Annotated in this window: 25 protein-coding genes and 1 pseudogene; 12 read left to right on the top strand and 14 right to left on the bottom strand. The window is 70.6% G+C overall.

What is annotated here, in order from left to right:
- Positions 1–128 precede the first annotated feature (128 nt).
- Positions 129–629: a hypothetical protein gene (locus MZTS_RS17990; protein ID WP_378738925.1), complete on the bottom strand. Its 501-nt coding sequence runs from the start codon at positions 627–629 to the stop codon at positions 129–131.
- Positions 630–846: 217 nt separating this feature from the next.
- Here MZTS_RS17990 and gph point away from each other — a divergent pair, with 217 nt between their 5' ends.
- Both gph and MZTS_RS18000 read left to right on the top strand, forming a co-directional pair.
- Positions 847–1,560 carry a phosphoglycolate phosphatase gene (gene gph, locus MZTS_RS17995; protein ID WP_192284881.1) on the top strand — a complete coding sequence of 238 codons (714 nt, stop codon included), beginning with the start codon at positions 847–849 and terminating at the stop codon, positions 1,558–1,560.
- Positions 1,561–1,653: 93 nt separating this feature from the next.
- Entirely contained in the window at positions 1,654–2,277 is a 624-nt protein-coding gene (locus MZTS_RS18000; protein ID WP_192284882.1) for a hypothetical protein, read from the top strand.
- Positions 2,278–2,286: 9 nt separating this feature from the next.
- On the opposite strand, the gene MZTS_RS18005 is transcribed toward MZTS_RS18000, so the two are convergent.
- Both MZTS_RS18005 and MZTS_RS18010 read right to left on the bottom strand, forming a co-directional pair.
- Positions 2,287–2,475: a hypothetical protein gene (locus MZTS_RS18005; protein ID WP_192284883.1), complete on the bottom strand. Its 189-nt coding sequence runs from the start codon at positions 2,473–2,475 to the stop codon at positions 2,287–2,289.
- Positions 2,476–2,643: 168 nt separating this feature from the next.
- Positions 2,644–3,885, bottom strand: a complete 1,242-nt coding sequence (locus MZTS_RS18010; RefSeq protein WP_192284884.1) for an argininosuccinate synthase — start codon at positions 3,883–3,885, stop codon at positions 2,644–2,646.
- A 203-nt stretch (positions 3,886–4,088) separates the two neighbouring features.
- Here MZTS_RS18010 and MZTS_RS18015 point away from each other — a divergent pair, with 203 nt between their 5' ends.
- The gene (locus MZTS_RS18015) at positions 4,089–4,715 is read left to right on the top strand and encodes a 2-hydroxychromene-2-carboxylate isomerase (RefSeq protein WP_192284885.1); all 627 of its coding nucleotides are present in this window, start codon (positions 4,089–4,091) and stop codon (positions 4,713–4,715) included.
- 80 nt (positions 4,716–4,795) lie between these two features.
- Here the strand turns inward: MZTS_RS18015 and MZTS_RS18020 are convergent, their stop codons facing one another.
- Complete coding sequence (locus tag MZTS_RS18020) at positions 4,796–6,109, bottom strand: MFS transporter (RefSeq protein WP_192284886.1); 1,314 nt, start codon at positions 6,107–6,109, stop codon at positions 4,796–4,798.
- A 210-nt stretch (positions 6,110–6,319) separates the two neighbouring features.
- On the opposite strand from MZTS_RS18020, the gene rlmH reads away from it, so the two are divergent.
- The 7 genes from rlmH (at position 6,320) to MZTS_RS18055 (ending at position 14,335) form a co-directional block, all read left to right on the top strand.
- Positions 6,320–6,817 (top strand): 23S rRNA (pseudouridine(1915)-N(3))-methyltransferase RlmH, encoded by a 498-nt coding sequence (rlmH, locus tag MZTS_RS18025; protein WP_192284887.1) that lies wholly within the window; start codon positions 6,320–6,322, stop codon positions 6,815–6,817.
- Between the two features lie 49 nt (positions 6,818–6,866).
- Entirely contained in the window at positions 6,867–8,246 is a 1,380-nt protein-coding gene (locus MZTS_RS18030; protein WP_192284905.1) for a murein hydrolase activator EnvC family protein, read from the top strand.
- Positions 8,246–9,568, top strand: coding sequence for a S41 family peptidase (locus MZTS_RS18035; RefSeq protein WP_192284888.1), 1,323 nt, complete (start codon positions 8,246–8,248; stop codon positions 9,566–9,568). Before MZTS_RS18030 ends, MZTS_RS18035 begins: the two co-directional genes overlap by 1 nt.
- Positions 9,569–9,770: 202 nt before the next feature.
- Complete coding sequence (locus tag MZTS_RS18040) at positions 9,771–10,973, top strand: divergent polysaccharide deacetylase family protein (protein ID WP_192284889.1); 1,203 nt, start codon at positions 9,771–9,773, stop codon at positions 10,971–10,973.
- Between the two features lie 69 nt (positions 10,974–11,042).
- Positions 11,043–11,630 carry an RNA pyrophosphohydrolase gene (locus tag MZTS_RS18045; RefSeq protein WP_192284890.1) on the top strand — a complete coding sequence of 196 codons (588 nt, stop codon included), beginning with the start codon at positions 11,043–11,045 and terminating at the stop codon, positions 11,628–11,630.
- 27 nt (positions 11,631–11,657) lie between these two features.
- Positions 11,658–12,290, top strand: a complete 633-nt coding sequence (locus MZTS_RS18050) for a DUF2939 domain-containing protein (protein ID WP_192284891.1) — start codon at positions 11,658–11,660, stop codon at positions 12,288–12,290.
- 116 nt (positions 12,291–12,406) lie between these two features.
- Entirely contained in the window at positions 12,407–14,335 is a 1,929-nt protein-coding gene (locus MZTS_RS18055; RefSeq protein ID WP_192284892.1) for a potassium transporter Kup, read from the top strand.
- 42 nt (positions 14,336–14,377) lie between these two features.
- Here MZTS_RS18055 and MZTS_RS18060 read toward each other — a convergent pair whose 3' ends face one another.
- Both MZTS_RS18060 and MZTS_RS18065 read right to left on the bottom strand, forming a co-directional pair.
- Positions 14,378–14,683, bottom strand: coding sequence for a hypothetical protein (locus MZTS_RS18060; protein WP_192284893.1), 306 nt, complete (start codon positions 14,681–14,683; stop codon positions 14,378–14,380).
- 237 nt (positions 14,684–14,920) lie between these two features.
- A complete protein-coding gene (locus MZTS_RS18065; RefSeq protein ID WP_192284894.1) occupies positions 14,921–15,712 on the bottom strand; it encodes a hypothetical protein in 792 nt (263 codons plus the stop codon).
- 106 nt (positions 15,713–15,818) lie between these two features.
- On the opposite strand from MZTS_RS18065, the gene MZTS_RS18070 reads away from it, so the two are divergent.
- The gene (locus tag MZTS_RS18070) at positions 15,819–16,445 is read left to right on the top strand and encodes a Pr6Pr family membrane protein (RefSeq protein ID WP_192284895.1); all 627 of its coding nucleotides are present in this window, start codon (positions 15,819–15,821) and stop codon (positions 16,443–16,445) included.
- A 6-nt stretch (positions 16,446–16,451) separates the two neighbouring features.
- Here MZTS_RS18070 and MZTS_RS18075 read toward each other — a convergent pair whose 3' ends face one another.
- From MZTS_RS18075 to MZTS_RS18110, 8 genes are all read right to left on the bottom strand, one after another.
- On the bottom strand, positions 16,452–17,183 hold the full coding sequence (locus MZTS_RS18075; protein WP_192284896.1) for a pseudouridine synthase: 732 nt from the start codon (positions 17,181–17,183) through the stop codon (positions 16,452–16,454).
- Positions 17,184–17,196: 13 nt separating this feature from the next.
- Positions 17,197–18,123 (bottom strand): class I SAM-dependent methyltransferase, encoded by a 927-nt coding sequence (locus tag MZTS_RS18080; protein WP_192284897.1) that lies wholly within the window; start codon positions 18,121–18,123, stop codon positions 17,197–17,199.
- A gap of 188 nt (positions 18,124–18,311) precedes the next feature.
- Entirely contained in the window at positions 18,312–19,256 is a 945-nt protein-coding gene (era, locus tag MZTS_RS18085; protein ID WP_192284898.1) for a GTPase Era, read from the bottom strand.
- Positions 19,257–19,274: 18 nt separating this feature from the next.
- The gene (rnc, locus tag MZTS_RS18090) at positions 19,275–20,045 is read right to left on the bottom strand and encodes a ribonuclease III (protein WP_192284899.1); all 771 of its coding nucleotides are present in this window, start codon (positions 20,043–20,045) and stop codon (positions 19,275–19,277) included.
- A gap of 60 nt (positions 20,046–20,105) precedes the next feature.
- Positions 20,106–20,912, bottom strand: a complete 807-nt coding sequence (lepB, locus tag MZTS_RS18095) for a signal peptidase I (protein WP_192284900.1) — start codon at positions 20,910–20,912, stop codon at positions 20,106–20,108.
- Positions 20,913–20,998: 86 nt separating this feature from the next.
- The gene (acpS, locus tag MZTS_RS18100; protein ID WP_192284901.1) at positions 20,999–21,454 is read right to left on the bottom strand and encodes a holo-ACP synthase; all 456 of its coding nucleotides are present in this window, start codon (positions 21,452–21,454) and stop codon (positions 20,999–21,001) included.
- Entirely contained in the window at positions 21,451–22,200 is a 750-nt protein-coding gene (locus tag MZTS_RS18105; protein ID WP_192284902.1) for a pyridoxine 5'-phosphate synthase, read from the bottom strand. The genes acpS and MZTS_RS18105 overlap by 4 nt, the downstream gene beginning before the upstream one ends.
- A 190-nt stretch (positions 22,201–22,390) precedes the next feature.
- Positions 22,391–25,996: an autotransporter outer membrane beta-barrel domain-containing protein gene (locus MZTS_RS18110; RefSeq protein ID WP_246482164.1), complete on the bottom strand. Its 3,606-nt coding sequence runs from the start codon at positions 25,994–25,996 to the stop codon at positions 22,391–22,393.
- Between the two features lie 320 nt (positions 25,997–26,316).
- On the opposite strand from MZTS_RS18110, the pseudogene MZTS_RS18115 reads away from it, so the two are divergent.
- Positions 26,317–26,693: pseudogene (locus MZTS_RS18115) on the top strand (ABC transporter permease); the annotation flags it as partial.

A 26,693-nucleotide genomic window follows, 5' to 3' on the forward strand; every position in this document is an offset into this window, starting at 1 on the left:
GCGATTTAAGGTGTGCAGCCCCTAGCACGGCTCCCGGCCGCGGCAAAAGCCGCGCGAAAGGCCGCGCCGCCTCCGGAACCGACCTTCGCACAGGCGTGATCGCGCTGCGCCATCTCGGCCGCGCGGTCTCAGGGGCGTGCCCCCTGCGGCGGCGTGGCGCTCGGGCCGGCGCGGCCGGGCGCCGGACCGGTCGCGGCGGCCCCGGCCCCGCTCGCGGTGCCGGCCGGCGGCGGCCCGGCCTGCTCGGTGCAGACGACGAGTTCCTGACGGATCTGGACGTAGCAGGCGCTGGTCTCGCCGGTGCGGTAATTGACCCGGTAGATCCCCGACTCGCGGGCGTGTCGGGAGGCGATCAGACCGTATTCCCCCGGAGCCTGGGCCCCGGCCCCCTCCCCGGCGGCGAAACAGAGGGTGACGCCGACGCTGTCGTCGCGCAGGCCGTACTGGCACGAGGTGACCTCGCCGGTGGAGCGGTCGATCCGATAGATCCGGTTCAGGTCGACCGCGGGCGCCGCCACGAACTCGTAGGGCCCGGCGGCGCGGGCCGCCTGCGGCAGGCAGGCGAGCAGCACGAGGGCCGTGCAGGCGGACAGCCGCGCCGGAAACCGGCTCGGCGGGAAGGACGGCATCAGGCGCATGGGAGCTGTTTTCGTCTGCTGCGGGGAACAGGAACTGCGGAAGAGAAGCCGAATCGGGCTCGACGACGATCAAGCCTCCGATCCGTGGCGGAGCTTGGGCAAGGAGGCAACACAGGAGGGGCTGCGCTAACCTCCAGTCAACCGCGAGGGTTGATCGTACGGATGACGAACGCTAGCCAGCTTGACAGTGGAATGCAGCCGGGACGCCATGAACGCTCATAACCCGATTCTCCCCGGCCCCATCGCCGTGTTCGATCTCGACGGCACCCTCGCCGAGACCGCAGGCGACCTGATCGGCACGCTCAACGTCATCCTCGCCCGCGAGGGCCAGGCCGCCCTGCCTCTGGACCAGGCCCGGGATCTGCTCGGGGCCGGCGCCCGCGCCCTGATCCAGCGCGGCTTCGCCGCCGCCGGCGCGAGCCTGACGCCGGAGCGGCTGGAGCAGCTGTTCCAGGACTTCCTGACCCATTACGGCGAGCATCTCACCGACCGGTCCCATCTCTTTCCCGGCGTGGTCGAGGCCCTCGACCGGCTGGAGGCGGAGGGGTTCCGCCTCGCCGTCTGCACCAACAAGGTCGAATCCCACGCCGTCGCCCTGCTCGACGCCCTCGGCATCGGCGACCGCTTCCGCACCATCGTCGGCAAGGACACCTTCGCCTTCTCGAAGCCCGACCCGCGCCATATCACCGCAACCATCGAGCGCGCCGGGGGCGATCTGTCCCACGCGGTGATGGTCGGCGACTCGAAGGCCGACGTCGCCGCGGCCAAGGCCGCCGGCATCCCGGTGGTCGGCGTCACCTTCGGCTACACGCCGGTGCCGATGCGCGACCTGGAACCCGACGCGGTGATCGAGCATTTCGACGCCCTGGCCGAGGCCGTGGCCCGGCTCGTCCCCCGCGTGGTGGTGAAGCCGGCGGCCTGATCCCCCGCACAACTTGCGTGAAACGCCGCGCCGCGCCACTGAGCGGGGCAAAAGGGGCGATCACGCCCGAACGGCGCGAGAGGCGACGGCGACATGAGCGGTACGGACACCTTCGACCTCACGCTGGAGCGCATCGCGCTGATCCGGCGGATGGTGGTGGCCTGGAACGGCACCGGGCCCGGCGCCCCGATGATCCATCCGAACGCCCCCTATGGCAGCGCCGACCGCGACGGCGACATCTTCAACGTTACCGGCGACGACGAGGGGGCGGACGAGGAGCACCGCGCCATGGGCGACGCGCTCGCGGTCTTCCTGCACAACGCCGTGCTGAAGCCCGGGCGCTACCAGTACCACAACCCGCTGGCCAAGCTCGATCCGGCCGAGAGCCGCGACGTGTTCCGCGACGAGGCCACCGGCGAGACGCCCGAGCACATCACCTTCGAGGTGACCGATGCGCATCTCAAACTGATGCCGCATCTGAACCTCGCCTGGGACGAGGCGCGCGCGGTGCCGGTCATCGACTCGCAGCGGCCCTACGGCGCTTCGGAACCGTACACGGCCGGAATGGCGGCTCATCTCGGCGCAGCCGCCGGAGCGGCCGGCGATCTGGAGCGCCTGCACCGGGAGATGCAGCCGGCCCTGCAGATCTTCCTGCGCTACGGCGATCTCGGTCCGGAGCTGTTCCGCCGGAGCGCCGGGGGCTGGCAGGCGGCCTGATCGCCGCCGCTACACCTTGCGGTCGATCACCTGCCCCTGGCCGGGCGGCGGCGGCGGGGAGGCGTTGGCCGCCGTTCCCGCAACGAGGTCGGCGACGGCACGCTCGGCGCCGATCTGCTGGCGGGCGACGGCGATCCCCACCTGCTGCGAGAACGCGGCGCTCTGCGCCTGGACGATCTGGGAAGCGATGGCGGTCATGCCCGATCGTTGAACGGCGGCCGTTAAACAACGGTGTGCCGGATCGACCGCATTGTCCGGATCGCACGATCTTCCACGCGGGGCGGATCTCTCCGCCCCGCCTCATCCGCCATCCGCCCGGTCCCTTCGGAATGGCCGACGGCGTCGTCGCTCAGACGCCGCGCGGGGTCAGCCCTCGCGCTTCTTGCGCTGCGCCAGGGTGCGCAGCCGCAGGGCGTTGAGCTTGATGAAGCCCGCCGCGTCGCGGTGATCGTAGGCGACAGCGCCCTCCTCGAAGGTGACAAGGTCCTGATCGTAGAGCGAGTGGGGGCTCTCGCGGCCGATGACGTGGACGCCGCCCTTGTAGAGCTTGAGCCGCACCGAGCCGGTCACCTTCTCCTGGCTCTTGTCGATCAGCGCCTGGAGCATCTCGCGCTCCGGCGAGAACCAGAAGCCGTTATAGATCAGCTCCGCATATTGCGGCATCAGCTGATCCTTCAGATGCGCCGCGCCGCGATCCAGGGTGATCGACTCGATGGCGCGGTGGGCCGGCAGCAGGATGGTGCCGCCGGGGGTCTCGTACATGCCGCGGCTCTTCATGCCGACGAAGCGGTTCTCGACGAGGTCGAGCCGGCCGATGCCGTTGGCGCGGCCGAGTTCGTTCAGCTTGGCGAGCAGGGTGGCCGGCGACAGGCGCTGGCCGTCGATGGAGACCGCGTCGCCCTTCTCGAAGCCGATGGTGATGACGGTCGGCTGGTCCGGCGCCTCCTCCGGCGAGAGGGTGCGGGAATAGACGTAGTCCGGCACCTCCACCGCCGGATCCTCCAGCACCTTGCCCTCGGAGGAGGCGTGCAGGAGGTTGGCATCGACGGAGAACGGGCTCTCGCCGCGCTTGTCCTTGGCGATCGGGATCTGGTGGGCTTCGGCGAAGGCGATCAGCTGCTCGCGGGAGCGCAGATCCCACTCGCGCCACGGAGCGATCACCGTCACGTCGGGCTTGAGGGCGTAGTAGCCGAGTTCGAACCGGACCTGATCGTTGCCCTTGCCGGTGGCGCCGTGGCAGACGGCGTCGGCCCCGAGCCGCTCCGCGATCTCGATCTGCTTCTTGGCGATCAGCGGCCGGGCGATCGAGGTGCCGAGCAGGTAGACGCCCTCATAGACCGCGTTGGCGCGGAACATCGGGAAGACGTAGTCGCGGACGAATTCCTCGCGCAGATCCTCGATGAAGATGTTCTCCGGCTTGATGCCGAGCAGCTCCGCCTTCTTGCGGGCCGGCTCCAGCTCCTCGCCCTGGCCGAGATCGGCGGTGAAGGTCACGACCTCGCAGCCGTAGGTCGTTTGGAGCCATTTCAGGATGATCGAGGTGTCGAGGCCGCCGGAATAGGCGAGGACGACCTTCTTGACGGGCTTGGTCGGGCTGGCGTCGGACATGGCGTGAGGCTCGGGGACGGAGGGTAGACCGGAATTCAGGAGGTCCGGAGGTGATGCGCGGATTAACAGCGAGGCCGCGCGGCGCGCAACCGCGCCGCCGCCCGGCGGTTAGCTGCGCAGGCCCGTCCACGCGGCGCAGCATCGCCTTGCGGCGGCGTGCGGCGCGCCCCACGATGGCGGGCACCTTGCCGGAGTACCGACGAATGCCGCGGCGGCCGACCCTTGAGTTCTGGTACGAGTTCGCCTCGACCTATTCCTACCTCGCGGCCATGCGCATCGAGGCGCTGGCCGAGGCGGCGGGGGTGGATCTGCGCTGGCGCCCCTTCCTGCTCGGGCCGATCTTCGCGACTCAGGGTTGGACCAACTCGCCCTTCAACCTCTACCCGGCCAAGGGCCGCAACATGTGGCGCGACCTCGACCGCGAGGCGGCGCGCCTCGGGCTGCCGCCGGTGACGCGCCCCAATCCGTTCCCGCAGAACTCCCTGAGCGCCGCCCGCGTGGCGGTCTACGCCGCCGACCAGGACTGGCTGGTGCCGTTCTCCAAGGCGGTGTTCGAGACGAGCTTTTCCGGGGGCGGCTCCATCGCCGAGCCGGCGGCGGTGAGGAAGATCCTCGACGCCCTCGGCCTCGACGGCACCCAGATCCTCAAGGCGGCGGCCTCCGAGGCCAACAAGGGCCGCCTCAAGGTCGCCGGCGAGGAAGCCCGCTCCCGCGGCATCTACGGCGCGCCGAGCTTCCTCACCGAGGACGGTGAGCTGTTCTGGGGCAACGACCGCCTGGAACAAGCCCTGGCCTGGGCCGCCGGGGACCGGCCGGAGGGACTGCTGTAGAGCACCCTTCGCTGAAGCGGACGACGTTCCGGCGGGAGGCGGCTTCCGATCGCAGCGCGATTCGGGACGGGCTCGGGGGTTTACGCCCGCGTCGCCGCATCGACATGGATGTCCCGGCCCCGCGTCTCCGGCAGCAGCAGGGCGGCGAGGGTGCCGACGGCGCTGAAGGCGGCGAGATAATAGGCCGGCATCATCCGGTCGCCGGTCGCCGCGATCAGCCAGTTCACGAGGTAGTTGGTGCTGCCGCCGAAGACCGAGACCGAGAGCGCGTAGACGATGGAGAGCCCGGCGCTGCGCACCGCCCGCGGCAACGATTCCGGGATGCCGACGATGATCGCCGCCGCATTGATCGAGGACAGGGCCGAGAGCAGGAAGGTGACCGCGTAGACGCTGAGGGCATCGGGCGCCCGCAGCATCCACAGGAAGGCCGGCACCGCCAGGGCGAGGATCAGCGCCCGGGGCCAGACCATGACCGGGCGCCGCCCGAAGCGGTCGGCGAGCCATCCGCCGAGCAACGGGAAGGCCACCGAGGCGAGGCCGAGTGCGATCGGCACGGCGTTGGCCGCCATCTCCGAGAGACCGAGCGTCGCCCCGGCATAGACCGGCATGTTGGTGCCGATGGCGTTCGAGACGGTCGAGGCGGCGATGACGAGGAAGGTCAGGCCGAGCATGCGACCGTGCTCGCGCAGCAGGCGGCCGACCACCCCGGCGGTCGAGTGGGCGGCGGAGGGGTCGTGGCCCTCGCCCGCCGTCTCCGGCAGGTGGCTGCGGATCACGAGGCCGACCGGCACGACCAGGAGGCCGAGGCCGAACATCAGGCGCCAGCCCCACTCGGCCATGGCGGCCTCGCCGAGCGCCAGGGTCAGCCCGGTGGCGGCGAGCCCCGCGACCAGAGCGGCGCAGCCCTGGCTCGCGATCTGCCAGCTCGTCACGAAGCCCCGGTGCCGCGCCGGCGCCGCCTCGACCAGGAAGGCGGTGGAGGGGCCGACCTCGCCGCCCAGCGCCAGCCCCTGAATCAGCCGCCCGGCGATGACGATGACCTGCGCCCAGACGCCCAGCACCGCCGTGCCGGGGCAGGCCGCCAGCATCAGCATCCCGAGGGCCATCAGGGCGATGGTGATCAGCATCGCCGGCTTGCGCCCCGCCCGGTCGGCGAAGGCGCCGATGACCACCCCGCCGATGGGGCGCATCACGTAGCCGATCCCGAACAGGGCGAGGGAGGCGAGCAGGCTGTCGGTCGCGCTGCCCGAGGGGAAGAAGGTCGCGCCGATGGATTTCGCGAAGAAGGCGTAGATCGTGAAGTCGTAGAATTCGAGGGCATTGCCGAGCACGACCGCCCCTACGGCCTTGCGGTCGAGGCGCGGGGGCGCGGCGGCGCTGTCGGGCAGGTGCATCGTCTGGCCTGTCGTGAGAACCCGGATCATGGCGCGCGGAAGGAAGCGCGTCCGGGCAGAGGCCGCAGGTAGGTCGCGCCCGCGCTCTCGCCAGCCCGGCGGAATAGCGGCGATGCTGCGCCGGCCACGTTTTCTCGTCGCGGCGGGCTCCCGAGGCCGGGCCCGGCCGTGCTATCGGGATCCCGACCCGTCCTCGCGCCCCGTTGCCCCTTGCGTTTCCTCGTCATCGCCATCGGCCGCCTGAAGAACGGGCCGGAGCGGGATCTCGCCGCCCGCTACCGCGAGCGCGCCGTCGCGCTCGGGCGCGGCCTCGGCATCACCGCCTGCGATCTCACCGAACTCCCCGAATCCCGCGCCCGCCGGTCCGCCGACCGCGTCGCGGAGGAGGCCGAGGCGATCCTCGCCCTCGTGCCGGCGGATGCGGCGGTGATCGCCTGCGACGAACGCGGGCGGTCGGACTGGCCGAGCGAGCGCATCGCCGCCCGCCTCGGCGAGTGGCGCGATGCGGGGCGCCCCGCCCTCGTTCTCGTCATCGGCGGAGCGGATGGCCTTCACGACAGCGTGCGTCGGCGGGCCGACCATATTCTCGCCTTCGGAGCGGCGACACTGCCCCACGGTCTGGTGCGCGTGCTCGCCCTGGAGCAGGCTTACCGGGCGCTGACAATCCTGGCGGGACACCCCTATCACCGGGGCGATCCCGAGGCATGAGAGACACGTGACGGTTCCCGAACGGCCCGCGCCCCGCGCCGCGCCTCCTCTGGCGGCGACGCTGACGGCCCTTGCCCTCCTCGCCGTCCTGGCGAGCGGAGCCGGGCATCCCGCGCGCGCGCAGCAGGGCGCGCAGCAGGGGCAGCAAGGCACGCCCGACCCGGAAGCGATGCGACGCACGCAGGAGGAGCGGGACCGGCGCGCCCAGAACCTCAAGCAGGTGGAGGAGGCCTTGGCGGCCAGCGCCGGCAACCGGGCGGCGCTCGAAGCCGAGATCGCCTCCATCGGCTCGGACCGGGCCAAGCTCAGCGCCGCCCTGCTCGATGCCGGGCGTCAGGCCCAGGCGACCGAGGACCGGCTGAATCGGCTCGAGGAGCGCCTGCGCTCGCTCACCGAGAGCGACGCCGCGATCCGCAAGTCGCTGGAGGGCCGGCGGGCGGTCATCGCCGAGATCCTGGCGGCGCTCCAGCGCATGGGCCGGCGCCCGCCCCCCGCCGTGCTGGTCCGCCCCGAGGACGTGCTGGCGGCGATCCGCACCTCGATGCTGCTCGGCGCCGTGGTGCCGGAGCTGCGCGGCGAGGCGGAGACGCTAGCCGGCGACCTCGCCGAATTGGTGCGCGTGCGCGGCCTCATCGCCGCCGACCGGGAATCCCTGCGCAAGGATCTCACCGGCTGGGCCGCCGAGCGGCAGCGCATCGACGCGCTCATCGCCGCCCGGCGCAGCCGCCAGGTGCAGGTCGAGGCCGACCTCACCGCCGAACGCCAGAAGAGCGCGGAACTCGGCAGTCAGGCCAAGACCCTCAAGGATCTCGTCGACCGCATGGAGGGCGAGCTGTCGAGCGCCCGCCGTGCCGCCGACGAGGTGCGCGCGGCGGCGGAGCGGCAGCAGCGGGCGATCCAGGAGAAATTCGCGGCGGCCGGCGCCCGCGATCCGGCGCGGCTCACCCCCAAGGTGAAATTCGCCGAGGCCCGCGGCGATCTGCCCAGGCCGGTGAGCGGCACCCTGCTGCGCGGCTTCAACCAGCCCGACGGCCAGGGCGGCACCACCCGCGGCATCTCGCTGCGGACGCGGACCAAGGCCGTGGTCTCCTCCCCGGCGGACGGCTGGGTCTCCTTCGCAGGCCCCTTCCGCTCCTACGGCCGACTCTTGATCATCAATGCGGGCGACGGCTACTATCTCTTGCTCGCAGGGATGGATCAGATCAACGTCGAGGTCGGCCAGTTCGTGCTGGCGGGCGAACCGGTGGCCGTGATGGGCGAGGGAAGCGGCTCCCCGGCAAGCGCGTCGCCGAGCGTGACGCAAGCTGCGTCACAGAGGGACGATGATCGCGGCGATCCCGTCCTGTACGTCGAGTTCAGGAAAGACGGCGGCTCCATCGATCCGGAGCCCTGGTGGGCGAGAAGTTCCAGCGAGAAGGTTCGCGGATAATGCGCAAAGTGTCCCTCGTGTTGCTCGGCGCGGCCCTCGGCATCGGTGCCTCGGCCCTGTCGACCCAGACCCAGCTCCTCTCCGGAACGAGCGCCATCGCGGCCTCGGCCGAGACCTATCGGCAGCTGAGCCTGTTCGGCGACGTGTTCGAGAAGGTGCGCACCGACTACGTCGAGAAGCCCGAGGAATCGAAGCTGATCGAGGCGGCCGTCAACGGCATGCTGACCTCGCTGGACCCGCATTCGAGCTACATGGACGCGAAGGCCTTCCGCGACATGCAGACGACGACGCGCGGTGAGTTCGGCGGCCTCGGCATCGAGGTGACGATGGAGGACGGCCTCATCAAGGTCGTGTCGCCGATCGACGACACCCCCGCCTCCAAGGCCGGCCTGCTCGCCAACGACATCATCACCCAGATCGACGACGATCAGGTCCAGGGCCTGACCCTCAACCAAGCCGTCGACAAGATGCGCGGCCCGGTGAACTCCACGGTGCGGCTGAAGATCACCCGCAAGGAATCCAAGGATCCGCTCGACGTCTCCCTGACCCGCGACATCATCAAGATCCGCCCGGTGCGCTCGAAGGTCGAGAGCGGCGATGTCGGCTATGTCCGCCTGACCCAGTTCAACGAGCAGACCTTCGACGGTCTGAAGACCGCCATCGAGAAGCTCCAGGGCGAGATCGGCAACGACAAGCTCAAGGGCTACGTGCTCGATCTGCGCAACAATCCCGGCGGCCTGCTCGATCAGGCGGTGATGGTCTCCGATGCCTTCCTCGACCGGGGCGAGATCGTCTCGACCCGCGGCCGCAACCCGGACGAGACGCAGCGCTTCTCCGCCAAGGCCGGCGACCTCGCCAAGGGCAAGCCGATCGTCGTGCTGGTGAATGGCGGCGCGGCCTCGGCTTCCGAGATCGTGGCCGGCGCCCTGCAGGATCACAAGCGCGCGACCATCATGGGCACGCGCTCCTTCGGCAAGGGCTCGGTGCAGTCGATCATTCCGCTCGGCGGCCAGGGCGCCCTGCGCCTCACCACCGCCCGCTACTACACGCCGTCCGGCCGCTCGATCCAGGCCAAGGGCATCGAGCCGGATCAGGAGGTGCTGCAGGAGGTGCCCGACGACCTGAAGGGCAAGGACGAGACCAAGGGCGAGGCCGGCCTGAAGGGCCACCTGAAGCAGAAGGACACCGAGGAGCGCGGCGGTTCCTCGGCCTACATCCCGCCGGACCCGGCCAAGGACAAGCAGCTCATCGCCGCGGTCGACTTCCTGCACGGAATCCAGAAGGGCGCGGCCAACGTGACGAAGCCCGCCACGCAGAATTGATCGGCGGCCGCCCGGCCGTCGCGAAATTAGCAAAAGATTAACCATGACGGCCCGCAATGACGGTTCAGACCGGACCTGCGGGCCGTTTTCCGTTCGGCCCCGGTGATCCGGCGACAGGCCGGGCGGTCGGTGTAGCCCTGTCGTTCGTCCGAATGTCGGACACCACCTTTCGGGACGATGCTCTAGCGGGACGGGACGGCGGGTGAGCGACGCGGCCGACGACATCCTGACGAAGCCCCTCGGGGTCGGGGATCAGGCGACGCGCAGGCGCTTTCCCCTGTCCCCCGGCGCCCTCGTGGGGGCGGCTTCGCTGGTCGGGCTGGCCCTGCTCGGTGGAAGCATCGCCCTCACCGGGGATCCCCGCGGCGGCGAGCCCCGCGCCATCGCCGCCATCGAGATCCGCGAGCCGGTCGCGGCCGTGCCCCCGGTGGCGCAGATCGCCCCCTTGACGCCGGCCGGGCCGGTGCAATCCGCCCGCGATCTGGAGCAGGCCTCCGGGGTCAGCGTGATCCGCCCCGACGGCTCGACGGCGCCGGACGCCCCGGTCATCATTCGCGTGCCCAATGCCACCCAGGTGAAGCTCAACCCGGCGCCCGATCCGCGCCTGATCGAGCGCGGGCGCCACGGCCCGCTGCCGCGCCTCGGCGAGGGCCGCCTGCGTCCGCTCGATGTCTATGCCCGGCCGGAGGAGCCGGGACCGGGCGCGCGTATCGCCATCCTGGTCTCGGGCCTCGGGATCGGCGAGGCCACGACGCTCGGGGCGATCGCCCGGCTGCCCGCGCCGATCAGCCTCGCCTTCTCGCCCTATGGCGGCGATCTGGAGAAGATTGCGGCCCGCGCCCGCGAGGCCGGCCACGAGGTGCTGCTCCAGCTGCCGATGGAGCCCTTCGACTATCCCGACAGCGATCCGGGGCCGCAGACGCTGCTGGCGGCGGCGCGACCGGGCGAGAATCTCGACCGCGCCGCCTGGGCGATGAGCCGCTTCCCCGGCTTCGTCGGTGTGGTGAACGCCATGGGCGCCAAGCTGATGAACGAGGCTTCGGCCCTCGATCCGGTCCTGAAGGATCTGGCCGCCCGCGGCCTCGGCTTCGTCGATGACGGCACCGTGCCCCGGTCGCAGCTCGCCGGGGCGGCGGCCAAGGCGAAGCTGCCTTCCGCCCGCGCCGAGTCCGTGATCGACGCGGTGGCCCGGCCCGATGCGATCGACGCGGAACTCACCCGCCTGGAGACGCTGGCCCGCCAGAAGGGCTTCGTCCTCGCCTCGGGCAGTGCCTCGCCGATGACCATCGACCGCCTGTCGCGCTGGTCCCGCGATCTGGAAACGCGCGGCGTGAGGCTGGTGCCGGTCAGCGTCGCCCTGCGTCAGGCGGGCAGCGCCGGCAAAGTGTCGAGCGCCGCGCCCTAACGCGTCGCCGATCCTCGTTGCGAGGGCCGGAGCGGCCTCCTATGGTCGCGCCGCCAGCACGAGCCCGCGATGACCCGCCCCGACGACGATCTCCTGCGCCTGCCCGAGGGCAGCGCGCTTCCCTACCGCCCCTGCGTGGGCGTAACCCTGTTCCACCGCGATGGCCGCGTCTTCATCGGACGACGCAAGCGGGAGGCAGGGCCGGAGCATGTCGATGGCGATCTCGCGTGGCAGATGCCGCAGGGCGGGATCGACGAGGGCGAAGCGCCCCTGGCCGCGGCCCTGCGCGAACTCCACGAGGAGACCAACGTGCCGGCGGATGCGGTCACGCTGTTGGGCGAGACCCGCGACTGGCTGGCCTACGACCTGCCGTCCGAGGTCATGAAGCAGGCCTGGAAGGGGCGCTACCGGGGCCAGCGGCAGAAATGGTTCGCCTTCGGACTGACCGGCAGTGAGGCGGCCATCGACGTGGACGCCCCCGGCGGCGGCCGGCACAAGCCCGAATTCGATGCGTGGCGCTGGGAGCGCCTGGACAAGCTGCCGGACCTGATCGTCCCGTTCAAGCGCCCGGTCTACGAGGGCGTCGTCGCGGCCTTCTCGGGCCTCGCCGGCTGGCACGCCGAGCGGGACTCGGAACAGGATCGGGATCCGGCATGATGCGTCCGCGTCTGCGCGGTTGATCCGATGCGCTGGTGGCTGCTTCCCCTCGTCGCGGTGCTCGGCTGGTTCGCCTACACGCTGACGCCGTTCTGGTCGCTCTACGAGTTCGCCGCGGCGGTCCAGGCGGGGGACAAGGCGGCGGTAGAGCGGCGCGTCAACTTCCGCACCTTGCGCCTGTCGCTCGCCCGCCAGATCAGCGCCGCCGTGAAGGCGGACAGCACCGCCCTCGATCCCCGCGAGCGGCAGCGCATCGCCGATGCGGCCGCGGCCTTCGCCCTGCCGGTCATGGAATCGGCCCTGACGCCGGAGGCGGTGATCGATCTCCTCGACGACGGCTGGCCGCAGGGGGCCGACCTCGCCGCGCCGGCCAATCGCCACGAGCGTCGCGACGGCCTGCGCATCCCCGATCTCACCCGGCTGCTGCGCTACTATCTCTCCTCCGACATGCGCGGTTTCCGCTCGGTGGTAATAGCCGTGCCGCCGGACCGACCCCGCAACGAGCAGTTCCGCATCCGCCTGCGCCTGCGCGACTGGGGCTGGCGCCTCGTCGATATCGAATTGTCCGAGAATCTCCGCACCCGCATCGGCGAGAAGGCCGCCGCCGGGGCAGCCCGCCTGCGCGATAGCCGCTCCGCCCCGGACAAAGGCACGCCGTAGGCCTCTCCCGGCAGGCTGCGCACGAGCGGTGCCGTGGCGCCCCTGGATTCCGGCCGGATCCCGCATAGGTGTGCCGCCACCCGCCACGATCAGCCCCGCTTCCCGGAGCTCCAGCCTTGAGCCAGCCCGCCGCCCCAGCGTCCGACGCGGACCTTCCGGCCTCGGGTCCGGGCCGTCGCCTGGGGGCCGGCCTCCTGCTGGGCACCCTCGGCGTCGTCTACGGCGATATCGGCACCAGCCCGCTCTACGCCCTCAAGGAGGCGGTCCGCGCCGCGAGCCAGGGGGCCGAGCCGAGCGCCGCCGCGGTAACCGGCGCCGTCTCGCTGATCCTGTGGGCGCTGATCCTCGTCGTCTCGTTGAAATACGCGGTGCTGATCCTGCGGGCCGACAATCGCGGCGAGGGCGGCATCGTCGCGATGCTCGCCCTGCTCGGCGCCCGCCACGCCCGGGCCGGCTCGTGGCAGGCCCTCCTGCTGGTGGTCGGCCTCGTGGGCGCGGCCCTGCTCTACGGCGACGGGGCGATCACCCCGGCGATCTCGGTGCTCTCGGCGATCGAGGGGTTGAAGGTCGATGCTCCCGGCCTCGACCGGTTCGTGGTGCCGCTCGCCCTCGTCATCCTCGTCGGGCTCTTCCTCGTGCAGCGCCGGGGCGCCGCCTTCATCGGGCGGATCTTCGGCCCGGTGATGCTGCTCTGGTTCCTCGTCCTGGCGGCGATGGGCCTCGGCGGCATCGTCCAGGCGCCGCAGATCCTGAGCGCGGTCAATCCCCTGCGGGCCGTCGAGTTCACCGCCCATGCCGGCCTGCATGTCGGCTTCGCCATGCTGGGCGCCGCCTTCCTCGCGGTCACCGGCGGCGAGGCGATGTATGCCGATCTCGGCCATTTCGGCGCGCGGGCGATCCGGGTGGCATGGTTCGCCCTGGTGCTGCCGGCCCTGGCGATCCACTATTTCGGGCAGGGCGCGATCCTGCTCGTCGACCCTTCCGCGGCGGAGAACCCGTTCTACCGCCTCGCCCCGGCCTTCGCGCATTATCCGCTGATCGCGCTGGCGACGCTGGCCGCCGTCATCGCCTCGCAGGCGGTGATCTCGGGCGTGTTCTCGCTGACGCAGCAGGCGATCCAGCTCGGCTTCCTGCCGCCACTGCACATCGTCCACACCGCCCCCGACGAGCGCGGCCAGATCTACGTGCCGACGGTGAACTGGCTGCTCGCCGCCGCCACGCTCTCGGCGGTGCTGATCTTCCGCTCCTCCGACGCCCTGGCCGGCGCCTACGGCATCGCCGTCTCGCTGCTCATGGCGATCACGACGCTGCTCGCCGGCCTCGTCGCCCGCAAATGGGGCTATGGCCTGATCCCGGTGCTGGCGGTCAACGGCTTCTTCCTGCTGATCGATTTGATCTTCCTCTCCGCCAACAGCGTGAAGCTGTTCGAGGGAGGCTGGTTTCCGCTGCTGCTCGCGGGCGCGGTCGCTTTCCTGATGCTGACTTGGCGCAAGGGCAATGCCTGCCTCGAGGAGGCGCGGATCGCCCTGCGCCAGCCGGAGGCCCGGTTTCTGGAGGGCCTGCGCGACACGCCGCCGACGACGCTGCCGGGCTCGGCCGCCTTCCTATCCTCGGCCCTTGAGGGCATCCCCCTGCCGATGATGCGCTTCGTCGAGCGCCTCGGCGCGCTGCACGCCCGCGTCCTGATCGTCACGGCCCTGTTCGAGGAAACGCCGACGGTGCCGCCGGACAAACGCGCGCGGGTCACCGAGATCACCCCCGATATCCGCCGCGTCGTGCTGCGCTACGGCTTCATGCAATCGGCCTCGATCCCCGAAGGTCTGGCCTGCGCCGTCCAGGCCGGACTCCTGCCCGCCGCCTTCACCGAGGATCTCACCGTCTTCGTCGGCCACGAGACGATCATCCCGGTCTCGGATCGACGCGGCATGTCGGATTGGCGCGAGGCCGTCTTCGCGGTGATGCAGAACAACGCCGAGCGCACCGGCGCCCATTTCTGCGTGCCGACCCGTCAGGTCATCGAGATCGGCACCGAGATCGAGATCTGATCCGGCTGTCCGAGGCGGTGATCGGGACGGCGCGGGGGGACCCTACTCGTCGCCCTGCCCCTGCCCGGTCATCCGGAGCTGCGAGGCCACGCATTCGCGCACCGCGTCCTCGATCCTGGCCTTCTGGGCGTTCGAGTAGCCGGCCACCTCGTCGATGCATTTGACGAAATAGCCGGCGGTGAAGCTCTCATTGACCGAGACGAAGGACTTGCCGAAGCGGGTCGCGAGCTGGAGCCGGTCCATGGCGGAGCTCTGCCGCCACGCCTCCAGCGTATCCGTCATCGAGAGAGCCTGCGCGGCACCGGGCAGGAGCAGAGCGGCGAGGAGCGGGACGAAAAGGCGGCGCATCGTGCAAAAACCTCCCGAACGCGTTGTCTGATGTGTCCGCGTCTTACTTCCGAACATACCTGCTTTCGAGACAATAAAGGCAGGATGTCGAATGGTTTTGCCAGATAAACCCTCTCGACTTGTCAGGCAGCCCGGCGACCGGAGTTTCTTTCTTAATTTGCTCTGAGGGTTCCCGGGCTGGATCCCTGTTTCGCCTCGTCTTTTCCCGAAAGTCGCCCCCCCTTTCGGGACGAGACTCTATCTCCGCCAATCGCAGAAGCCGGCGACGCGGTGGATCAGGCGCCGGTCGCGGGCGATCTCGCCGAAGGGGGCAAGCTCCCAGTCCCAGGCCCGCTCGGGCCGTCCCAGCCGCACGCCGTAGAGCAAGTCGTGCCGCTCATGGACCCGGCCGTGCCGGTCCTCCTCCCGCTCGTCGAGATCGGTGAGCAGGCACACCGGCGCGGCGAGGCCCGCCAACGCCTCGAGATGCCCCTCGACGATCCGCCGGCCGAAGGCGTCCCCGTCCTCCGCCCCCCAGGGGCCGAGGGGGCGCCGCCCCGCCTCCAGCCGCGCCACCGGCCGGATCGGCAGTTGCGACAACAGATTGGCCGAGATCACCAGACCGGTGGAGGGCTCGGCGCAGACCGGCGGCAGGCGCGGATCGAGATCGGCGGCCTCGCCCATCATCAGCGCCATGGCTCCGCTCAGATCCGCCGTCAGGGCCTCGACATGGGAGTAGGCCCGCATGGCGCGCCGGGCCGGACGCGGATGCACCGCATCGACCAGCACCACCCGGCGGAAGGCCCGGGCGAGATCGTCCAGCGGAACGTCGGCGAGGGGGCCGGAGCCCAGGACCACCACCGTGTCGCGCCGTTCCGTCGCCGCGATGGCGGCGCGGATCACCGCTTGGCTCGCCCCCAGATGCGGCGCCCAGGCCTGCCGGCAGCGGCGGGCCCGCGACATCAGCCAGATGCTGTCGCGGCGATAGCCGAGCCGGCGCTGCGGATGCGGCGCGGGCGTCGTCAGGAGATGGAACAGGTCGAGCAGCACGGCATCCGTGCGTCCTGAACGGGAGCCTCGCTGTCAAGCGGCGAAGCCCGTCACGCCAAAGTCGCGAAGGGCGGCCAGAACGGAGCCGCTTCCTCCGGGTTCGACGATGGCCCCCTCCCGCTCCGCCCGGCTCGCCGCGGCCCTGATCGCCCTCTGCGCCGCCCTCGGTGTGGCGGCCGGCTTCACCGCCGTGTTCGGCCGCACCGGCTCGGTGCCGGCCACGGCCTGGATCATGGTCGCCTACTTCACCAATCTCACCGGGCTTGTCGTCGCCGTGGTGTTCGGCGGGATCGCGCTGCGGCGGCCCGGCCTGTCCCGGCCCTGGCTCGTGGCCGGGACGGCGCTGGCGAGCCTGCTCGTCGGCGTCGTCCAGCGGCTGCTGCTCTACGGCCTGAGGGAGTTGCGCGGCGGCGACCTCGTCGGCGACATCCTGCTGCATCAGGCGCTGCCGGTGCTGGTGCCGCTGTTCTGGCTCGCCTTCGTGCCGAAGGGGCGGCTCTCGGCCCGCGATCCGCTGCTGTTCGCGGCCTATCCGTTGGCTTACCTCGCCTATACCCTGATGCGGGGCGCCTTCGATGCCCGCTATCCCTACCCGTTCCTCGATGTGGGCAAGCTCGGCTGGGGGCCGGTGGCGGCCTATGCCGGCGCCATCGCGGCGGCCTTCCTCGCGGTCGGCTGGGCGATGGTGGCGCTCGATCGCTTCCTCGCCCGGCGCCGGCCGGCCGCCGGCTGACCGCGCTTACCCGGCAAAGACCGCAGCGATCTCGCCGGGGCCGAGCACCCGGTATCCGCCCGCCTCCAGATCGGCGGGCAGGGCGAGGCCGCCGACCCGGTCGCGGTGGAGCGCATCGACGTGGTTGCCCATCGCCGCGAACATGCGCCGGACCTGATGGTAGCGGCCCTCGTGCAGGGTGACCGTGCAATGCGTGGCGTCGTCCGCCTCCATCTCCACCGGCAGGAGCGGCTTGTCCTCGCCGTCCAGCATCAATTCGCCGGAGGCGAGGATCGACGTCTCGTCGCCCTGGAGCGGCCGGGCCAAAGTGACCCGATAACGCTTGGCGACCTTCGCCTTGGGCGAGATGATCCGGTGCAGCAGGGCGCCGTCATCGGTCAGCAGCAAGAGGCCCGAGGTTTCCTTGTCGAGCCGCCCGACGGTGGAGAGCGCGGGATCGCGTCGCCGCCAGCGCTCGGGCAACAGGCTGTAGACCAGCGGCCCCGCCTCCTTGTGCGAGCAGGTGACGCCGAGCGGCTTGTGCAACATCAGGCAGAGGCCCGGGAGCGGATCGAGGAGTTGGCCCTGGATCGTCATCCGCGCCGACAGGTCGGGATCGAGCGGGATGCGCTGCGCCGCATCGGTCAGCGTCTCTCCGTCGAGGCGGACGAGACCGGCCCAGGCCAGCCCCTCCACCTCCCGGCGCGAACCGTAACCGAGATTGGCCAGCAGCCGGTCGAGGCGAACCGCCTTGGTCATGCGAGGTCCGATCTCACTTGCGCGCCTCGAACAGCTTGTAGCCCCCTTCCGTGACCACCGGCGTGACGCTGCGGAACGCATCGCGCAGGGGCGCCTCGTAGGGCAGGTGGGCATTGGCCACGAGGTGGAGCGTCCCGCCCGGCCGCAGGGCCGAGGCCGCGCGGGCGATGAAGGCGCGGCCGAGCGCCTGATCCTCCGCGCCGCCATCGTGGAAGGGCGGATTGGTGACCACGAAATCGAGCCCGGACAAAGCCGGCTCCGCGCCCCGGAGATCGGCCCAATGGTGGCTGGCCCGCGCCTCGTCGACATTGCGCCGGGCCATGGCGACGGCGCGGCGGTCGATATCGATCAGGGCGAGGGAGGCGACCTTCGGCGATGTCAGCACCGCGCGGGCGAGGATGCCGAGGCCGCAGCCGAAATCGGCGCCGCGCCCCGACAGGGCCGGCAGGTGACGCAGCAACAGGGCGGTGCCGGGATCGAGCCGGTCCCAGGAGAAGATGCCGGGCTGGGTGCAGAGGGCGAGGTTGTCGATATGGCGCGGAGCGCCCTCCGCCACCGCCGCGTCGAGGCCGGAGGGCGTCTCGGGCCGCAGGGCGGTGCAGATGCGGTGGTGCCGGCGGGGCTCGTCGGTGACCGCGCAGCCGAAGCTGCGCAATTCCTTGGCGAGGCGCGTACCGCCCTTGTCCTTCGGGGCCAGGGCCACCAGCCGACCGCCGGGGCGCAGGGCGCGGATCGCCAGGGCCAGGACGTAGCGCCGCTCGACCGTGCCGGGCGGCGCGAGGAGCACGGCCGAATCGAGGCTGGACTCGGCGAGGTCCTCGAGCCGGGCCGAGCCGGGAATCAGCGGCGAGACCTGGACCGCGCCCGCAGGCCGTTCGGCAAGATCGTCCGGCGGAAGGCCGTAGAGGACGGCCCGGATGTCAGGATCGGTATGGGTCATGGCATGCTGGCATGGGACGACACTCGATCACCCGCGCATCCTCCCGCCCGCCTCCTCATCCTGAGGTGCGCAGCGAAACCTCGAAGGATCCTCCAGGAATCGCGCGACATCTGGAGTATCCTTCGAGGCCCGCTGACGCGGGCACCTCAGGATGAGGCGAAGAGTGGGAGTGCGTGGGGGTAAATCGGTCAGCCCGTCGGGAATTCGAGGCCCATCTCGCGGTAGCGGGCGGGATCGTCGGCCCAGTTCTCGCGGACCTTCACGTGCAGGAACAGATGCACCTTGGCCTCGGCGGCCTCGGCGATCTCCAGCCGCGCCGCCTGCCCGATCGCCTTGATCGTCTGGCCGCCCTTGCCCAGCACGATCGAGCGCTGGCTCTCGCGCTCGACGAAGATGGTCTGCTCGATCCGCACCGAACCATCGGGCCGCACCTGCCACTGGTCGGTCTCGACCGTGGAGCGGTAGGGCAGTTCCTCGTGCAGCCGGTCGTAGATCTTTTCCCGGGTGATCTCGGCGGCGAGCATCCGCAGGGGCGCGTCCGAAATCTGGTCCTCGGGATAGAGCCAGGGCCCCGGCGGCATCCGCGCCGCCAGCGCCTTGCGCAGGTCGGCCACGCCGTCGCCGTTGAGCGCCGAGATCATGTACGTGTCCTCGAACGGGACCAGGGCATTGAGCTTGGCCACCAGCTCGAGCAGGCGCTCGCGGGCGATCAGGTCGATCTTGTTGAGGATCAGGATCTTGGGCCGCTTCACCTCCGGCAGGCGGCGCAGGATCGTCTCGACCTCCTCGTCCGCTCCCTTCCGGGCATCGACCAGCAGGCAGACCGCGTCGGCATCCGCCGCGCCGCTCCAGGCGGAATGCACCATCGCCCGGTCGAGGCGGCGCTTGGGTGCGAAGATGCCGGGCGTGTCCACGAGGACGATCTGCGCCTCGCCCTCCATGACGATGCCGCGCACCAGCGCCCGCGTCGTCTGGACCTTGCGGGAGACGATGGAGACCTTGGCGCCGACGAGGGCGTTGAGCAGGGTCGACTTGCCCGCGTTCGGCACGCCGATCAGCGCGACGAACCCCGCCCGCGTCTCCTGTGGGGGCAGGCCTTCGCCGTCCTCGTTGCCCGCTTCGTGCTCAGCCATGACATTTAACCATGAAACTCAACCACCCGTGCCATCCTGTCTCTGTGTTCCCCCGATGCCTTCGCGGGTAAGGACGGCCTGGGCCGCCTCCTGCTCCGCCACCCGCTTCGAGGCGCCCTCGCCGTAGCCGGGCTCGATGCCCTCGACCCTGACCGCGATGCGGAAGACCGGCGCGTGGTCGGGTCCCGAGCGTTCCACCACCTCGTAGAGCGGGATCGGCAGGCTGCGCGCCATCGCCCATTCCTGCAAGGCCGATTTCGCGTCGCGCCCGCGGGGCGCGGCGGTTTCCTCACCGGGGCGGAAAGCCCGCTGCACGATGGCCCGGGTCGCCTCGTAGCCGGCATCGAGGAAGACGGCACCGAGGATCGACTCGCAGACATCGGCGAGAATGGTCTGGTTGCGCCGCCCGCCGGTCTGGATCTCGCCGGGGCCGAGATTGAGATGGGGCCCGACCTCCCAGGCCTCGGCCACCGCCGCGCAGGTCTCGCGCCGCACGAGGCCGGCGAGGCGCCGGGACAGCTCGCCCTCCTCCGCGTCGGGAAGGGAGCGGTAGAGCGTCTCGGCCACCGCCAGACCGAGCACGCGGTCGCCCAGGAATTCCAGGCGCTGATAGCTGCCGACCCGGCCCGACTGGCCGGCCTTGCTGACATGGGTCAGGGCCAGGGGCAGCAGGGTGGGGTCGGCGAAGACGTGGCCGATGCGCGCTTCCAGCACCTCGAGGCCCGGCCGCGGACGATGCGCCCGCCGGGCGCGGCTGGAGCGCCCGGCGCCTTCGCCGTCCTCGCTCATCGCCGCCCGCCCGAGGCGGAAACGGCGGATCGTCCCATCGCCGACACGTCCGTCAGGAACTCAGTGAATGGTGGAGAAGATGCGATTCCACCGTACGTCGGTCGGCCAGCGCCAGAGCTGCCAAGCCGGGGTCCGCTCGTCGATGGAGAAGAAAATCATCTCGGCGCGGCCGACGAAATTCTCGAAGGGCACGTAGCCGACGCTGGCGAGATCGCGCGAATCGGTCGAGTTGTCGCGATTGTCGCCCATCATGAAGTAATGGCCCGCCGGCACCGTATAGACCTCGGTGTTGTCCCAGAAACCGCGGTCGCCGTCGCGCTCGATCACCCGGTGGGTCACGCCGCCGGGCAGGGTCTCGTTGTACTGCGCCACCTTCACGGTCTGGTCGAAGGCGTCCAGCGTCTCGTAATCGGCGATGCGCTCGCGCTTGACCGGCTTGCCGTTGATGTTCAGCACGCCCTCGATCACTTGGATCTTGTCGCCCGGCAGGCCGATCACGCGCTTGATGTAATCGGTCGCGTTGTCCTTCGGCAGCTTGAACACGGCGATGTCGCCGCGCTTCGGCTCGGCGGCCCAGACCCGGCCATGCGCCTGAAACGGAAGGTACTCGGAGAGCGGCAGGGAGTATTTCGAGTAGCCGTAGGTGTATTTCGACACGAACAGGTAATCGCCGATCAGCAGAGTCGGGATCAGCGAGCCCGAGGGAATGTTGAACGGCTGGAACAGCAGTGTCCGCACCACCAGGGCGATCAACAGCGCCTGGACGCCGACCTTCACGGTTTCCCGGATGCTCGCCCAGGTTCCTGGCTCAGCCGTCCGGATCTCCGTCTTGCCCTGGCGATCCACGCGCGCGCGTCCCATGCTCATTGAGTGATCCGGCCTCCAGCCCCGCCGTGTCGTCCGGCAGCCGCGTCCCTGTGGCGGTGGCTGTCCTGCTGGGCGGCGGGTCTAGACTAAGCCGCGCCCGCCCGCAACGCGAGGGTCGCGCCGGCATCAACCTCTGCTGTGGCCGCCATCGGAACCGCTTCGATGATCACGAAGGCTTGTGCCAGAGGGGGTTCGTCGGTCAGGGTGATGTGCAGCCGTGCCTCGTGCCCCGCCGGCACCATGCGCGCCAGGTGTTCCTGCGCACCTCCGCTCAGACGCAGGGTCGGCTGGCCGCTGGGCAGGCTCACGACCTCCATGTCCCGCCAGAACACGCCCTGACCGATGCCGGTGCCGAGCGCCTTGGCGCAGGCCTCCTTGGCGGCGAAGCGCCGGGCATAGGACGGCGCGCGGGCGGCACGCCGGTCGCAGGTCGCCCGCTCGCCGTCGGTGAAGACGCGATGGGTGAATCGCTCGCCGAACTTGCCGAGGGAGGCCTCGATGCGGCGGATGTCGCAGAGATCGGTGCCGATGCCGAGGATCACGGTTCGGCCTGCCGCCGCGCCCGGTCCATGGCCGCGCGCATGTCATGGACCGCCTGCCGCAGGCCGACGAAGATCGCCTCGGCGATGAGCGCATGACCGATGTTCAGCTCGCGGATCTGCGGCAGCGCCGCCACCGGGCCGACGCTCTCGACGGTGAGACCGTGGCCGGCATGGATTTCCAGCCCGAGCCCGGCGCCGTGGGTGGCGGCCCGCACGATCCGGTCGAGTTCGTGCGCGATCCTGGCCTGATCGCCCTCGATCACCGCCTCGCAATAGGAGCCGGTATGCAGCTCGACCACCGGCGCCCGCAGGGCATGGGCCGCCTCCATCACCACCTCGTCGGGCTCGACGAACAGCGAGACGCGGATGCCCGCCTCCGACAGGGTGGCGATGCGGGGAGCCAAGTGATCGCGGCCGGCGACGATGTCGAGGCCGCCCTCCGTGGTGCGCTCCTCGCGCTTCTCCGGCACGAGGCAGGCGGCGTGAGGCTTGGTGGCGAGCGCGATGCCGACCATCTCGTCGGTGGCCGCCATCTCGAGGTTGAGCGGCACCGGCAGGCCCTTCAGCGCGGCGATGTCGGCGTCGCGGATATGGCGGCGATCCTCGCGCAGATGCGCGGTGATGCCGTCGGCGCCCGCCGCCACGGCCTCGCGGGCGGCGCGCACCGGATCGGGGGAGACCCCGCCGCGGGCATTGCGGACGGTGGCGACGTGATCGATGTTCACGCCCAGGCGCAGGGACGACACGGGATTCTTCCGATGTTCCGCCGAAGAAAGGGATGCCGGTTTAGCGGCTGCGGCCGGAGCTTGGAAGCACCCGCCGCGCCCGGCATCCCGATTCGCAGTCGCGCTGAGAAAGGCGGTGAGAGCACGGCCCCGAACAACGTGTCCGGGGCGCTGCTCTCGTCAACGCCGGCTCCGGAGCCGCCCGCGAGCGTCAGAACCGCCAGGTGAAGTTGCCCTTGACGGCATGATCCTGGATCCGTTCGCCGACCTGGCCGGTATAGGCCACGCCGAGGGTCGCGTTCGGCGCCACCCGCAGATCCAGCCCGGCCTCGGCCACCAGGGCATCGCGGGCGATCGGGATACCGGCGGTCAGGAAGGTCGGGCCGTTGCCGAGGGACAGCAGCGCCGTCGGCACCACGTCGCCGAAGGCGCGGCGGTACCCCACCAGCCCGTGGGCCGAGACCGGCGCCCCGAGTTCGAGACCCAGCGCGGTCTGCCCGCGCAGGCCGGCGGTGACCGCGCCGACGTCGTAGTCGCGGGCAAAGCCCGTCAGCGCCGCCACGCCCCCGGTCTCGACGAAGCGGTCACGCCCGATCACGACATAGGAGCCCCCCACGAACGGCTCGATGTAGCTGGCGCTTGCCTGAACCGGCGCCGGACCGTCCTTCGACAGGAGCGGTGCCGGGCCATCCTGACCGAGGAAGAAGCGGTAGCCGATCTCACCGAACCCCTGGATCGTCGCCCCGCCGGTGCGGGCGCTCGCCGAGTCGGAAAGGCCCGCGACGGCGACGGAGCGACGGGTGCGGATGCCGTTGTCGGCATAGGTCGCGCCGAGCCGCAGCGAGACCGGCCCGACCTCGTAGCCGCCATAGACGCCGCCATAGACGCTTTCGATCGTGCCGGATTGCAGGCGGCCCGCCATGTCGAGGCTGGCCGAGGTGTAGCCGCCGACGACGCCCAGCTTGATCCCGCTCTCCAGCCTGACATCGGCGCCGAGGGCGAAGCCCGAGATCTGGCGGTCGAAGCCCGCCGCGTTGCCGTCCGAGCGCGCCGTGCCGAAGCTGCCGAAGCCCTGCCCCCAGAGGCCGAACACCCGCGGATCGAGGATGCGAGCGGGCATCGCCACGACCGGCGCCGCCCGGCCCGGCAGATCGGCGGTGTAGGTCGCCGGCAGGCTTCCGTAATCCAGGCCTTCGGCGGTGCCGGGGGTGGCCCCCCAGCGCAGCCGGTCGAGGATGGCCTCGCGCACGAAGAAGGCGGTGGCATAGGAGGTCGAGACGGTGCTGGCATGCACATCGCCCGAGAGCGCCTGGAAGGCCGCCTGCGCCTCGGAGGCCGTGAGACCGACGGTGCGCTGGAACGGGGCGGTGTTCGGGCCGCCGGCCTGGATCGCGTCCGCCACCCCGGCTTGGTTCCGGTTCTGCGCGACGGTCGAGAAGACGATGTCGTTGCGCGTGAGATTCAGGGCGACCGCATTCGCCGAATAGATCAGCGTCGGGTCGAGGAAGGCGAGATTGGCGGTGACGCCCGCGAAGTGTCCGGTCACGCCGCCTGAGGCCGTGAGGATGGTGGTGCGGGTGCGCGGATCGTAGGTGCCGCCGGCCGCCATGACCTGGACGGTGCCGCCGTTGAGGGTGACGCTGCCGGTGGCGGCAATCCGGTCGGATTGGCCTGAGGCGTCGGCCTCGACGCCGTAGACGGAACCGGCCGCGAAGGTCACGTTGCCGGCGACGTTCAGGGTGCCGATGGAATTGCCCGGGGCCACGGTGGCACCGGAGGCCGCGACCACGCCGCCCACGGTGCCGGTACCGCCGAGGCTGGCGCCCGAGCCGACGGTGACGACCGAGCCGGCGAGGCTGCCGTTCACCGCCAGACGCCCCTGCGCGATCCCGGTCGCGCCGGTGAAGGTGCTGGTGCCAGTCAGGCTGAGCGTGCCGGCCCCGGTCTTGGTCAGGCTCCCCGTACCGGAGATCGGGTTGGCCATGGCGGCATCGCCGGCCTGATCGAGGATCAGGCTGGCATTGTCGATGATGGCGCCCGAGCCGAAGCTCGTCGCCGAGCCGACGAGGGTGCCGCCGGCCACCGCGGTGCCGCCGGCATAGCTGTTCCGGCCGGTCAGGACGAGGGTCCCGCTGCCGGCCTTGGTCAGGCCGCCGCTGCCGGCAATGTCGTTCTTCCAGGTGTCGAGGGCGCTGTAGCCGCCCTTGGCCGCATCCATCGTGACGGTGACGACGCCGTTGAAGGCGCCGTAGCCGTCCATGGCCGCGTAAAGGTTGAGCCGGCCCCAGCCGTCATAGGTGTTGCCGCTCAGGAGCGGGTAGCCCGAGGGCAATCCCGTTGTCGCCAGCACCTCGCGGCGCTGCGCGTCGCTCAGGTAGGGGAAGCGGGTCAGCAGCAGCACCGGCGCCTGGACCGGGACTTCCGCCGCCGTCATCGGTGCGCTCGGCCCGGTGGGCTGGAAGCCGTAGGTCAGGCGCGCGGTGTAGTCGGCCTTGTTCCGGGCAGCGTTGCCGAAGGCGTCGGCGGCACCGGAGGTCGCGGCGCTGGCAAGGCAGGCATTGACGCTGACCGCGCCGCAGCTCGTCGCGAGATAGGCCTGAGTCCGCTGGTAGGCTTGGTAGACGGCATAGGCCTTCGTGTTGGCGGGGTTCGTCCAGTCGATCCGATTGCCCTGGGTGTCGTAGAGCGCCGCGTAGATGTTGGTGGCGGCGATGGCCGCCGACTGCATCCGGCCGCCCATCACGTCGAGGGGCGAGTGCATGCCGGCCAGAATGCGGTTGTTGCCGAGTTCGGAGGCCCGCGTCAGCAACTCCTGCCAGCGCTGCGGGACAAGGAAGCCGACGCCGAGGGCCTGGAGATAGCCGGAATTGGTGTGGCCGCTCGGGAATCCGCCATCCGCGTAAGCGTTGGTGCCGTTGATCCGCGGGTTCAGCAGGGCCGGCACGTTGACACCGGTCGAGACCCGGAACGGGCGCGGCGAGGTGCCGATCCCGGGAACGTAGTCGCCGACGCGGAAGGTCGTCGGCGTGAAGGCGCCGGCGGCATCGTAGGAGCCGACATTCGGCGCCGTGAGGGGACGCCCGCCATTGGCGTCGATCATCGCCTGGGTGACGGTGAACCCCTTCACCCAGCGCTCCGTCGTCCCGTAGACGGCCGGAACCTGGAAGTTCGACAGATAGCCGGGCACGACCATTCCGGCCGTGTCGGAGGCCGACAGGCCCCGCTTGTTCGTCGCGGCGCTGTAATTGTTGAAGCGGGCATCGAGGGGATCGATGGCCGGATTGGTGCCCTGATAGCGCCCGAAGACGCGCTTCGACGGCTCGGTGGAGGCGTTGGCGCGCACCGTGTTGTCGATGAAGTCGACCGCCGCCGCGAGGGGCGTGGCGGTGCCGTTGCCGAAGGCCGTGCTCCCTCCGTTGGCATCGGAGCCGGCATTGAGGTTGGCGGCGTAATCCGCGAGCGTCGTCGTCGCGTAGGTCGTCGGGGTCAGGCTGTTCGGCCGCGTGCCGGTGAAGGTGGCGCCCGCCCCGGTGAGATAGGCGGACGTGAGCGGCCCGAGCCCGTTCAGGATGCTGTAGGCTTGGCCGGTCCGGTCGTCATGGACCGCCGCCAGCGTCTGATCCGCAGTCCGACCCTGCGTCATCGTGACGACGGTCTGATAATTCTGCGTCATGATCGCGGGATTGCCGGTCATCAGCCCGACATAGCCATCCAGAACGCGGGGGATCACGGTTCCCGGGCTGGCCGAGGTGCTGTTGGCGAAGCCGACAGAGGGTGCGGTCGGCACCTGCTGCGCGAGGGCGCAAGCCGGGATCATACCCGTCGATGCGAGCAACAACGAAATAAAATTCTTCATCACGACCCACTTTCGGCCTTCTGAATGGCCGTTAGACGCGACGTATCTTCCTTACAAGACAGTAAAATGACCCAGATTATACAACTTTATCGCTGCAATTCTGTTGCCGACAACGACAGCGACACACTGATCCGACACGTATAAAAGCGCCGTCGACGGCCTCTCCGGTTCAGGGTGCGGAAGGCCGGCCTCGCGATGCGGCGGCGCGGGTCATTGCGAAGCCTGCGCCGATTGCCAGATTGAACTCGGCCGATACGGGCCGTCGAAACCATCGAGCGCGCATGCACGGTACGTTGTCCCGGCCGGAACCGTCGAAGCCGGCCCCCGCCTCCCGGCTGCCGCTCAGCCTGCGACTGCCGCTCACCTGGCGGCTGGCTTTGCGCGAATTGCGCGGCGGGCTGTCGGGCTTCCGGGTGTTCATCGCCTGCATCGCGCTGGGCGTGGCGGCGATCAGCGGCGTCACCTCCATCGCCGCCTCGCTCTCCGGCGGGCTCGGGCGCGAGGGGCGGCGGATCCTGGGCGGCGACATCACCTACAGCCTGATCAACCGCGAGGCGACGCCGGCCGAGCGCGCCGTGCTCGACGGGCAGGCCCCCGTCTCGGAGGTCGCGAGCCTGCGGGCCATGGCGGTGGCGGGCGATGGCGGCGCGGCTCTGGT

Source organism: Methylorubrum zatmanii (assembly GCF_014845115.1).
GTDB lineage: Bacteria > Pseudomonadota > Alphaproteobacteria > Rhizobiales > Beijerinckiaceae > Methylobacterium > Methylobacterium zatmanii.